The 10,910-nt window shown below is 45.4% G+C and carries 9 protein-coding genes; 5 read left to right on the top strand and 4 right to left on the bottom strand.

Features of this window, described 5'->3' with window-relative positions; all coding sequences use genetic code 11:
* Positions 1-30: 30 nt before the first annotated feature.
* Both treY and treZ read right to left on the bottom strand, forming a co-directional pair.
* The gene (gene treY, locus H6F73_RS11690) at positions 31-2,820 is read right to left on the bottom strand and encodes a malto-oligosyltrehalose synthase (RefSeq protein ID WP_190758924.1); all 2,790 of its coding nucleotides are present in this window, start codon (positions 2,818-2,820) and stop codon (positions 31-33) included.
* Positions 2,821-2,864: 44 nt separating this feature from the next.
* The gene (gene treZ, locus H6F73_RS11685; RefSeq protein WP_190758923.1) at positions 2,865-4,694 is read right to left on the bottom strand and encodes a malto-oligosyltrehalose trehalohydrolase; all 1,830 of its coding nucleotides are present in this window, start codon (positions 4,692-4,694) and stop codon (positions 2,865-2,867) included.
* 517 nt (positions 4,695-5,211) lie between these two features.
* Between treZ and H6F73_RS11680 the strand changes: the two genes are divergently transcribed.
* A complete protein-coding gene (locus H6F73_RS11680) occupies positions 5,212-5,982 on the top strand; it encodes a YebC/PmpR family DNA-binding transcriptional regulator (protein ID WP_190758922.1) in 771 nt (256 codons plus the stop codon).
* A gap of 227 nt (positions 5,983-6,209) precedes the next feature.
* Here the strand turns inward: H6F73_RS11680 and H6F73_RS11675 are convergent, their stop codons facing one another.
* Positions 6,210-7,424, bottom strand: coding sequence for a type IV pilus twitching motility protein PilT (locus tag H6F73_RS11675; protein ID WP_190758921.1), 1,215 nt, complete (start codon positions 7,422-7,424; stop codon positions 6,210-6,212).
* 433 nt (positions 7,425-7,857) lie between these two features.
* Between H6F73_RS11675 and H6F73_RS11670 the strand changes: the two genes are divergently transcribed.
* Positions 7,858-9,042, top strand: coding sequence for a DUF58 domain-containing protein (locus H6F73_RS11670; protein WP_190758920.1), 1,185 nt, complete (start codon positions 7,858-7,860; stop codon positions 9,040-9,042).
* 103 nt (positions 9,043-9,145) lie between these two features.
* Here the strand turns inward: H6F73_RS11670 and H6F73_RS11665 are convergent, their stop codons facing one another.
* On the bottom strand, positions 9,146-9,289 hold the full coding sequence (locus H6F73_RS11665) for a hypothetical protein (RefSeq protein ID WP_190758919.1): 144 nt from the start codon (positions 9,287-9,289) through the stop codon (positions 9,146-9,148).
* A gap of 5 nt (positions 9,290-9,294) precedes the next feature.
* Between H6F73_RS11665 and H6F73_RS11660 the strand changes: the two genes are divergently transcribed.
* The 3 genes from H6F73_RS11660 to H6F73_RS11650 all read left to right on the top strand — a co-directional run bounded on the left by H6F73_RS11660 (position 9,295) and on the right by H6F73_RS11650 (position 10,839).
* Positions 9,295-9,663: a ferredoxin-thioredoxin reductase catalytic domain-containing protein gene (locus H6F73_RS11660; RefSeq protein ID WP_190758918.1), complete on the top strand. Its 369-nt coding sequence runs from the start codon at positions 9,295-9,297 to the stop codon at positions 9,661-9,663.
* Positions 9,660-10,073, top strand: coding sequence for a DUF309 domain-containing protein (locus H6F73_RS11655; protein ID WP_190758917.1), 414 nt, complete (start codon positions 9,660-9,662; stop codon positions 10,071-10,073). Before H6F73_RS11660 ends, H6F73_RS11655 begins: the two co-directional genes overlap by 4 nt.
* 292 nt (positions 10,074-10,365) lie before the next feature.
* Positions 10,366-10,839 (top strand): LptA/OstA family protein, encoded by a 474-nt coding sequence (locus H6F73_RS11650; protein ID WP_190758916.1) that lies wholly within the window; start codon positions 10,366-10,368, stop codon positions 10,837-10,839.
* The last annotated feature ends 71 nt before the right edge of the window (positions 10,840-10,910 follow it).

Below are 10,910 nucleotides of genomic sequence, written 5' to 3'. Positions count from 1 at the left end.
CGAGGTAGGCAAATGAAGTTAAGGATGGCTCTAACTAATTAACAGCGCGACAGGAAAGTGTTGAAGAACTTCACCAATTGAAAGCGTTCCATTCGCTTGAATTGACTGGGATGAAATCGCATCTTTCCATGAAGATGAACTTCCTGCCGGCAGCTTAATTTGAGTATCCGCCCAGACTTGTTCACCGAGTGGATGTTCATCAGGTTGAATCAAGCCGGTTAAAAAGCGTGGGGTGATAGTAATTGCCGTCTTTCCGCCATAGCTTCTCGCAAAAGCCACAATTTGAGCCTGAAACTTTCCAGTAACTTCCAGCGGTTGGTAATCTCCATCCAAGAAAAGTTCTCGGTTTTGTTTTCTTGCTTCAAGGAGTTGGGCGATCAAAAATAGCTTAACTCGCCCATCTTCTTTATTAGCCATTAACTCCTCCATGAATTTTAGAGGATCTTTTTGTACTTGCTCCTTCATCTCGCGCAATAAGGCGATTCGCTGCTCAAAATTAACCGGACGCCGGTTATCTGGATCTACATGGCTGAGATCCCAAAATTCAGTTCCTTGATAAAAATCGGGTACCCCTGGAGATGTTCCTTTCAGAAGCGTTTGGGCGAGTGAGTTAAAGATTCCATAATGAGCCACCAACTTCTGGAAAGGCAAAAATTCCTTGATAAATTGATTCTCATCTGCTGAGTCTAAAACTGAATCAACAAAAGCCATGTATGCCGATTCATACTCACTATCTGGTCTTAACCAAGCTGTATGAACTTTAGCTTCTTTGACAGCTTTAATGACATAGTTCTTCATCCGTTCGATGTACTCAGAATCCACAACTCCATCAAAAGGAAAAGTCCCTACCAAGGTTTGATAAAAGAAGTATTCATCATTAGCTTCGGGCATCAACCGCCGCTTCGCACGCGTTTTTTTAGAGCGATTCATTTCACTCCAAGTTTTTACTTGCTTTTCCCATTCTTCAGGAATTTCTGAGAGAACGTTAAGGCGTGCTCGCACATCTTCACCGCGTTTTGTGTCGTGGGTGGCGGTGGCATTCATTTTATGCGGCCAATTTTTTTGGTCTCGTTGATTGAAGTCGTGAAATGTCTCCAGTGAAATGCCAAAGTGGATAGGAGCACCACCGACTTCATTGAGGGAGAGGAGCCGGCTATACACATATAAGAATGTGTCTTCAAACCCTTTTGCCATCAAGGGTCCAGTCATTTGCTGAAGTCTCATTACGAAGTACAAACGCTGATCTTTTTGTTCTTCGGTGAGAAAATCTTCGTAGTCAAGTAACAAGAACTTCTCAATAAAATTGAGTTCTTTTAACAGGATGGGTACTTGCTCTTTGGCTTTTTCAATGACTTCCTGTATGCAAGCACGATCGGTTTCGTTGATTCCTTGTGAGTCGATATAAGTTCGATAAATCGGGAATGCTTTCAGGACTTCTAAAAGCGCTGTTTTGAGACCATAGACGGTAAAATCTCTACCATATCTCGATTGTTCGGCTATTTTTTTCAGCAGTTTTGCCAGATTATCGGCATCTCCCGCCAAATTTTTATCGAGAATTAGCGCTTTTTTCTCAAGGACTAGCTGTTCGTAGGGGGTTCGTATGCCGGTAAATCGGGTGTAAATCTCGCTAAATTTCTCTTCATTTTCGGTTTGGCAAAAAATACCGTTGACATAGTTTAAAAAGTCATAGCCGCTTGTCCCCTGAATGGGCCAGTTATTGGGGACTTCTTCTTGCGGTTCTACGATTTTCTCAACAGTGATGTAAGTGTCTCCTGCTTTCTCTCGAAGGCGTTCTAGATATTGAGCTGGATCGTAGAGTCCGTCAATATGATCAATTCTTAAGCCGGTGAATTTGCCTTCTTCAACGAGTTGGCTAATTAAGGAATGGGTTTTGTAAAAAACTTTGGGGTTTTCTACTCGCATTGAGATTAGTTCGTTGACGGTGAAGAAGCGGCGGTAGTTCATTTCTTCCGCGCCAACTTTCCAGAAGGAGAGGCGGTAAAATTGATCTACCAGTAAACTGTCCAGCAGGTTAAAACTTTCTGGATTCCCAGGTTCTCCATTGAAAGTTTTGAGGTTTTCGTCAATGAAAGTTTTGAATTCTGGTTGATTTTCGTAGAGTTCCCAGAGAAGTGCCTTAACAAAGGTGATCTGATCGTAGCGCTCTCGACCTTTTGCTTCTGCCGGTATGCTTTTGATAATATAAAGCACTCCTAGCAGTTTGACAAAATCCGGGTTATGTCTTCCAAGTGCCTTTCCAAGTTTACCTAAATGATAAGTCAGGAACCGGGCGTAGGATTCTATTCTGATGGGCAATTTGAGGCTATAGTAATTGACGCTCAAGCCGGTTTGATCATACTTGAGTTGAATTTCGCCATTTTCCAAACACTCATTATAAAAATTGCCTAATAAAGGCGCGAGGACTCCTTCTGGGTTATCACCATAAGGAGCATTCCAGGCAATGTCAAAATAATCGAAATAGTCCGAATCCGCCCCATTTTCCAGCACGTCCATGAGCATCGGGTTTTGGCTGTCGTAAGCCATGTGGTTGGGAACAATATCTTGCACCCATCCCATGCTGTTCGCTTGGATTTCCTTTGCCAATGCTTCAAAGTTTTCTTGAGTTCCAAGTTCCGGATTCAATTGATTTGGATCAACAACATCATAACCATGAGTGCTTCCTTCTCTTGCTTTAAAAATGGGGGAAGCGTAAAGATCGGAAATTCCCAGTTCTGCTAAATAAGAAACGATTTGTTTGGCCGAATCAAAGTTGAAACCGGCATGAAATTGAATTCGGTAGGTTGCTGTTGGAATTCGCATGATGAAACGAGCGCTCCTCTGTAATTAATTTTGAAGTCTGGTTACTACTGTGCTTTAGCTTCGTAGAGTGCGAAACTTTGTGATTTAACCGTCAATTTTTGTGACGGCTCAATAGTGTCGGGTAATGTTGTGCCGGCACCCATCCATTTTTGGTCAGAAGAATCCAAAATCTTTTGCCAGTTGCCGGCAGGAATCTTCGCAGGGAAAGTCACCTCTTTATCATTAAAGTTCATAATGCAGAATATTTGGCTATCCTTCGTCCATCGTCGCAAACATATATTTTTTTCCTCTTCAATGCTAGAAACTTCTAAACTTTCCTTGTCTAGCTTTTTCAAGGCCGAGACTGTACGGCGTAGCTGAATTAACCTCTGATACCATTCCCAGAGAGCTTTGTGTTTTCCTTGCTGTTTTTTTTCCCAATTCAGCTTGCAATTTTGCAAAGTATCAGGACTTTGCGGGTCTTGAAATTCGCCCCGTCCTTCAAAGGCTTTAAATTCTTCTTGTTTATCCTTTCTAATGGCTTCAATTATGTTTTCATCAGAGTGACTAACAAAGTACAGAAACGCGGCTTCTTCTCCATATTCTTCACCCATAAAAAGAAACGGGATATAAGGAGAAATCAAAACTGCGCCGGCTGCTAATTTTAGCCCTTCAAAAGACACTAATTTAGATAATCTATCTCCTAAAATTCGATTGCCGATCTGATCATGAGTTTGCGAAAACACCACAAATTGCTCACCCGGTTGATCTTTCGCAGAATTCCCATGCTTTCGTTTTCTGTGGGGGGCGTACTGTCCAGAGTAAACAAAGCTTTCTTTAAAAGCTTTTTCCAAATGTTCGCATTTTCCAAAATCCTGGTAATATCTGTCACTTTCTCCAGTTAGCAAGGCGTGAAGTGAATGATGGAAATCATCACACCACTGGGCATCTAGCCCAAATCCTCCCAATTCTTTGGGACGCAGAACACGAACATCATTTAAATCGCTTTCTGCAATTAAATAAAGTTTCCGTCCTAGCTGTTGAGAAAGGGTATCAGTGGCTGTTGCGAGTTCCTGTAAAAACGGTCTTGCACCGACTTCAAAAATTGCTTGAATCGCATCTAATCGCAAGGCATCAATGTGATAATCTTCAAACCAATACATAGCGTTGTTAATAAAAAACTCACGCACTCCATCACTGTATTGATCGTCAAAGTTGAGCGCTTCTCCCCAAACTGGTCGGTACTTATCTGTAAAATAGGGGCCAAATTCAGGCAAGTAATTTCCTTCAGGGCCAAGGTGATTGTAAACAACATCCAGAATAACTGAAATGCCTTCCTGATGGCAGGCATTAACAAGCTTTTTCAACCCTTCAGGGCCGCCATAAGAATTTTGCACGGCATAGGGAAAAACGCCGTCATATCCCCAGTTACGGTCGCCTGGAAACTGAGCCACCGGCATAATTTCAATCGCATTAACGCCCAACTCAGCTAAATCTTTGAGCCGGGGAATCATTGCCTCAAAAGTTCCTTCCTCGGTGAAAGTTCCGACGTGCAATTCATAAATAATCATTTCTTCTAAAGGAATGCCAGACCAATTCATGTCATTCCAAACAAAATTATTGCGAGCAATTACCTGAGAAGGGCCGTGAACTCCTTGGGGTTGAAAGTCCGATGCGGGATCGGGTCTATCATTTTTTCCTTCTAATTTATAAAAATATAGTGTACCTGGATTAATATTTTCAGCAGTGACTTTCCAATATCCTTGCTCATCCTGTTGCATTGAAATTAATCGATCTTCAGGAGAAACAATATGTACAGTTACCTCTTTAAGAGTGGGTGCCCAAACAATAAACTCACAACGTCCATCACCCAAATAATACGCCCCATTTTTCACCTTCAATTCTCCTCGTATCAATTGATTTTTAGACTTTTGGATTGAAAGGTACTGCCTGATTGTTTGTTTAAAGGATACATATCCGTTGAGTTAAATAAAACTATCCTAGGGAGTATTGCTAAGGTGTTTTGGTTTAAGGTGCCGGCAGCCCGCGCCTGGGTGCTAGATACGGCAGCTAAAGGCATTTGGGCGTTGCTTGCGGCTCACCGGCACGCTAAGTTATCGCTATGATGTAGCGCCGACACGGCGCTGACTACGGCTTTCCAAACAGCCGGCCTCAAGGGAACCCCAAACACGCGCATTTATATAACTTCCGGGTAATCAAGTGCTGGCTTTAGAGGGGCAAAATCAAGATTAACCTAAAAATATGACGCTGTTTTGTATTAATCCAGACAATAACAGTGTGAATAAATCTTGAAGCGTGTCGGCAAGACGTGGTAACTTGATAAACTGTCTTTATAACAAGTAACAAGTATCCAAATAAAAGGTCTAACCTTCAATAGTTTAATCGACATTTATGGCAGGACATAGTAAATGGGCGAATATCAAGCGCCAAAAAGCGAGGGTAGATGCTGTCAAGGGCAAGATTTTTACGAAAATCTCTCGCGAAATTATTGTAGCTGCGCGTAGCGGTGTCCCCGATCCAGCCGGCAATTTTCAATTACGCACGGCGATTGACAAAGCAAAGGCGGCTGGGATTCCGAATGACAATATTGACCGAGCGATCGCTAAAGGTGCCGGTAAATGGGGTCCCGAAGGCGATAGTCTCGAAGCGATTCGCTATGAAGGATACGGTGCCGGTGGCGTGGCAATTCTCATCGAAGCACTCACTGATAATCGCAATCGCACTGCAGCGGATTTAAGAGCGGCATTTAGTAAAAATGGCGGCAATTTGGGGGAAACCGGCTGTGTTGGTTGGATGTTCGACCAAAAAGGCGTTGTCACCATTGCCGGTGCGATTGATGAGGAACAGCTATTAGAAGCTTCTCTGGAAGCCGGTGCTGAGCATTATGAACTGACAGAAATTGATGAAGAAACAGAGGGAGCTGAAGTTTTTACTGAAGTCACAAACCTGGAAAATCTCATTCAAGTTTTACAGAATAAAGGCTATACGGTAAACAAGTCTGAACTGCGCTGGATTCCCAGCAATACACTGCAAGTTACCGATCCCGAACACGCTCGTTCTCTGCTCAAATTAATGGATGCTTTGGAAGATTTGGATGATGTACAAAATGCTACTGCAAACTTTGAAATGACTGAGGAATTGATGTCTGAAAGCATGATGTAATCGCCGCTTAGAAATTAGTTAGTTACAATAAAATCAGGCTCAATCATAAAAGAACTTTAAAAATTCTTATTTTATGATTGAGCCTTAAAACATTCCGAGCAAAGCAATGGGGCGAACTTTTATCGTAATTCGCCCTCAAATATGTAAAGTTGTAGAGGCGAAAGGCTGTATGCCAGCTTAATGCCGGCTCAACCCCCGCCCCAACTTTGTCTCAGAACATCGCTCGTTTAACTCCAATCACGAGGCGAATTAGAAGAGTCAAAGCCGCCGGTTCGCATCCGCCGTTCAAGATCGCCGATATCTGGCGAAACACTTAAAGCGTCTTCGATGGTAATGCGGCCATTGAGCACTTGCTCGTAGAGGGCGACATTCATGATTTGCATTCCTTCAATGGTGTCAGTTGACATCAAGTGGAATGCGTCATCTTCATTACCTTTAAGCAGGTAATCTTTCATCGCCGGCGTGTTAACTAAAATGTCGTGAATTGCTGTGCGGCGACCATCGGTGGTCGGCAATAGCAACTGAGCGACGACAGCCACGAGAGATTCGGTAATTTGAATTCGCATTGCCGGCTGTTCCTCTGGATTGTAGAGGTTTAACAAACGGTTAATCGAGTTGATGGCGCTGCGAGTATGAAGGGTTCCTAATACTAAGTGGCCGGTTTGGGCAGCTTGCAGCGCCGTATTAATGGTGAGGCGATCACGCATTTCCCCAATCAAAATCACGTCTGGATCTTCCCGTAAAACCGCCCTTAAAGCCAAGTGGAAATCAAGGGTATGTAGCCCCACTTCCCGCTGACTAATCAAGCACTTATGGCTGGGGTGAACATATTCAATGGGGTCTTCAATGGTGACAATATGTTTGGCTGCGGTTTCGTTTAAATGACGGATCATTGCCGCCATTGTAGTCGATTTACCTGAACCAGTTGGCCCTGTAACTAAAATTAGTCCCTGGTGATTGGAGATAATTTTTTTCAGGACTTCGGGTAACTTTAACTCTTCAATCGAAGGAATGTGCAGGGTGATCAACCGTAGCACAATCGCACCGCCGGTTAGGGAATCAAAACAGTTGACCCGGCAGCGCAAAAAGCCTGGATAAAAAATTGCTGTATCCAGTTCTTTACTTTCTACAAACTGTTTTCTCTGAGCCGGCGTTAAAATTTCCGCCAGGTACTGTTCATAGATTTGGGGTGTCGTCTTCCCATGTTCTGAAACCGGAATCATCTCGCCGCGAACTCGAATTCTCGGAACTTGACCAACTCGAATATGAATATCAGAGGCTTTCCGTGCGTAAGCCTCTTTTACCATCTGCTCAATGGTAATCGTGCCGTGGCTAGTGGCCACTTGCCCTACCGTCGGTTTGAGCGGTGGTGGTGGCGGTGGTGTTTTGTGGGAAGGCTGAGCCTGAGATCCGGGTACTGCACCAGCATTTATTGGGTTCATTTTCTTTTCGGTTTCGAGGCGAGATTTATGGCAACGAATGGATGAGTTTTTAAAATTAATCGATGTGAGTTTCTGGAGTTGAGATCCTTCTATTTGGCTAAGCACTCACTCGTGAATATACTTAAATTATAAAAAATCGTCAATCAGGTGTAAACTTGATGCTAAGGGGTATTGCAGAAGAACAAAAACACTGATGCAGGTCTCTCGTGATAATTTGCTATCAAATTGCCTTAAAAACAGCGAGGTCACCACAGAAATTCATTTCAGGAATCAAGCCAAGGCGCTAAATTTTTTTCAAATTAAGTTGTTAAATTTTATTTCCCTAGCCGCGCTTTCATAAAACCTTTTAAGAAAATGAACCCTAAAAGATTTTTTCTCGCCGAGAATTTATTAACTTGTTGGCCAACTTAGACAAAATAGACTTGCGATGAAAATGTTTTATCAGTTCGCTGAGAGGCTAAGCACACAAATCGCCGATTGGCTGGAAACCCACTGGGTAACGCCGGCCTTCGCGGGTTGGCTGCTGGGTGGGCTGGCTCTCTTCTACTTTGCCGCCGGCACGAATACAATGGCTGGCTGGTTGTACGCGATCAGCGGGATTAGTCTTGCGATTTTGGGCATTGCCATGACTTTGCCGATTCGGACGCTGCGCCCACTGCAAGTTCGCCGCCGTCCGATTGAGCCGGTGAGTGTGGGCGACCAACTAACCATTGAAATCGACATAGAAAACCCAACTGAGAAAACCAAGACGCTGCTGCAAGTCTATGACATTTTCCCTTATGTCTTAGGGCAGCCGAAACCCGTTGCCGTTGAAGCGATCCCTCCCCAAGGCATACATCATTTGGTATACTACCACCCCACCCAACGCCGAGGCGTCTATCGGTGGGATGAGATTCATTTGAGGACGGCAGCCCCGTTAGGGTTATTTTGGTGCCGGCGATCACGCCAAGCCAAAGCCACAGCCATTGTTTATCCCACCGTATTCCCACTAAAGGTTTGCCCACTGGTAGACGAAATGGGCAAAGAAGACAGCGCCCAGCTTTACAGTGATCGCCGGCAGCAAATGGGAACCGAAGGCATCACGCGAACCCTGCGCCCTTACCGATTTGGAGATCCTATCCGTCTGATCCACTGGCGCACCAGTGCCCGTTACGGCGAAATGCGGGTGCGCGAGTTAGAAGTCTCCACCGGCGGACAGCAAATCGTGATTAGCCTCGACAGCGCCGGCACTTGGCAGCAGGCGGATTTTGAAGCGGCTGTCATTGCAGCGGCATCGTTGTACTTCTACGCCAGCCGCGCCGGTTTAAATGCCAGCCTTTGGACAGCTCAAACCGGCCTAATTCAAGGACATCAAGTGGTTCTAGAAACCCTAGCTGCCACAAGTGCCGGTGAAGATCCCCTCCCCAATGGCTTGCCGGAGATGCCTTTAATTTGGTTAACTCAAAATTCTGTAAGTCTAAGCAGCCTTCCCCCTGGCAGCCGATGGGTTTTATGGCCGGCAGCCTCATCCTTACCCCAAGAAGAAAACACGATTATCAAGCGAGATCGACCAGGCATTGAGATCCGCCCAGATCGAGCCTTAGATTTACAACTGCAAGAACCTTTAAGCCGGTTCTAGTCCAAATTTCCTAGAAGCAGTTGCCTAAAAAACCTCAAATCTGATTAGCCTCTTCAAATCCCTAGTCCCATGCCCCATGCCCCATGCCCCATGCCCCATGCCCCTACTGTTCTTGTTGGCGCAGCCTTGCCCAATGCCCCATGCCCAATGCCCCATGCCCAATGCCCAATGCCCAATGCCCCACTTCATACTGCCGGCCTAAGCCTTGCGGTACAATGCAATAAATATAATCTCCTCTTATAGTCAAAGCTAATGACCTCTCCAACAGACACCGACAACAAATCCAGCGATAAAAGCCTAGAAGCAATGGTGCAGTTTTCCCAAACTTATGCCCAGCGCACCGGCACCTACTTCTGTTCGGAACCTTCAGTAACTGCTGTGGTGATCGAAGGATTGGCCAAAAACAAAGATGACCTCGGTTCGCCCCTGTGTCCCTGCCGGCACTACGAAGATAAAGAAGCCGAAGTCGCCGCTGCCTACTGGAACTGCCCCTGCGTACCGATGCGGGAGCGCAAAGAGTGCCACTGTATGCTATTCCTCACCCCAGAAAATGACTTTGCCGGCCAATCGCAAACAATGACGATTGAACAAGTCAAAGAAATTAGAGAAAGCATGGGATGAGTGAGCTGATCCCTGATGAGTTTTGGCAAGGCGTAGAGCAGTTCAACCGGCAAGAATTCTACGCCTGTCATGACACCCTAGAGGCTTTGTGGATGGAGGCATCCGAACCCGAACGCACTTTTTATCAGGGAGTGCTACAAATTGCCGTTGCCCTCTATCATCTGGGCAATCATAACTGGCGCGGAGCCGTAATTTTGCTGGGAGAAGGCATCAGCCGGTTGCGGAAATATCAGCATCCATATTTTGATATAGATGTCAATAGCTTACTAAAGCAAAGCGTCGATCTGTTGAGCGAATTGCAACAAGCAGGGCCAGAAAACGTAGCAGATTTCGCCCAGCAGCTTAGTCAAGGAAGTAATCCTTCATTACAGCGCCCTCAAATTGCCCGATTTCCTGCACCCAAAGAATAAGGCAGGTTTGCTGGAAAAACGCAAGCAAGCCATAACCCCTACTTCCCCACTTCCCTACTTCCCTACTTCCCCACTCAGGACTCAGGACTCAGCACTCAGCACTTAAGATGAGGAACCCTCAGTAAATCAGTCAACGTCAAAATTGTGATAGCTTGGCGAGTGCCAACCACATCTGTAGGGATCTCGATAGAGTCTTCACAGGACACGTTAAACTACCTACAGCAGCCTGTCAGGTGATCCTCAGCCTGAAAGGTAGTTCCGCACCGCTTGTTCCTCCTCAGCCTCACAATCCATGATGTCATTTGCAAAACTGCCTGGTTTACTGATGCTACGCCTCGGATTAACCTTGATGTTGCCGGTGGCGGCTTTGTGTGGGAGTGTTGCTCCTACCTATCCCCAAACAAACCCAGCCGCAGTGGATAGACCCCTGACGCTGCGTTCTGATATTCAAGAAGCTGACGCCAAAACTGGAGTTGTCACAGCGCGTGGGAACGTGCAAATCGATTATCCAGCAAGACAAATTCAAGCCACAGCCGCGCAAGCGCAATATTTCAGCAAAGAACGCCGTATTGTCTTGAGTGGCGATGTTTATGTTTTGCAGGAAGGTAACAGTTTGCGGGGTGAAAACATTGTTTACCTGATTGATGAGGGGCGATTTATCGCACTTCCCAAATCAAATCGGCAAGTCGAATCAATTTATCTCGTTCCAGAAGAAAACGCCGCTGCACCTGGTACTCAAACCGCGCCGGCAACGCCTGCATTTTAATTTCAAATGAGGATAGAGAGAGGGAACCAACCGGCAGAAATCTCCCATCACCCTCTCCCGAATCATCTATC

The sequence above is a fragment of the Microcoleus sp. FACHB-68 genome, assembly GCF_014695715.1.
GTDB lineage: Bacteria > Cyanobacteriota > Cyanobacteriia > Cyanobacteriales > Oscillatoriaceae > FACHB-68.
The sequence above is the reverse complement of the archived record's forward strand: the minus strand, read 5'-3'. Positions and strand labels throughout refer to the sequence as shown.

Excerpts from the sequence above, each read along its gene's own strand:
- treY (WP_190758924.1), bottom strand. The coding sequence starts at position 2,820 with ATGCGAATTCCAACAGCAACCTACCGAATTCAATTTCATGCCGGTTTC.
- H6F73_RS11680 (WP_190758922.1), top strand. The coding sequence starts at position 5,212 with ATGGCAGGACATAGTAAATGGGCGAATATCAAGCGCCAAAAAGCGAGG.
- H6F73_RS11675 (WP_190758921.1), bottom strand. The coding sequence starts at position 7,424 with ATGAACCCAATAAATGCTGGTGCAGTACCCGGATCTCAGGCTCAGCCT.
- H6F73_RS11670 (WP_190758920.1), top strand. The coding sequence starts at position 7,858 with ATGTTTTATCAGTTCGCTGAGAGGCTAAGCACACAAATCGCCGATTGG.
- H6F73_RS11660 (WP_190758918.1), top strand. The coding sequence starts at position 9,295 with ATGACCTCTCCAACAGACACCGACAACAAATCCAGCGATAAAAGCCTA.
- H6F73_RS11655 (WP_190758917.1), top strand. The coding sequence starts at position 9,660 with ATGAGTGAGCTGATCCCTGATGAGTTTTGGCAAGGCGTAGAGCAGTTC.
- H6F73_RS11650 (WP_190758916.1), top strand. The coding sequence starts at position 10,366 with ATGATGTCATTTGCAAAACTGCCTGGTTTACTGATGCTACGCCTCGGA.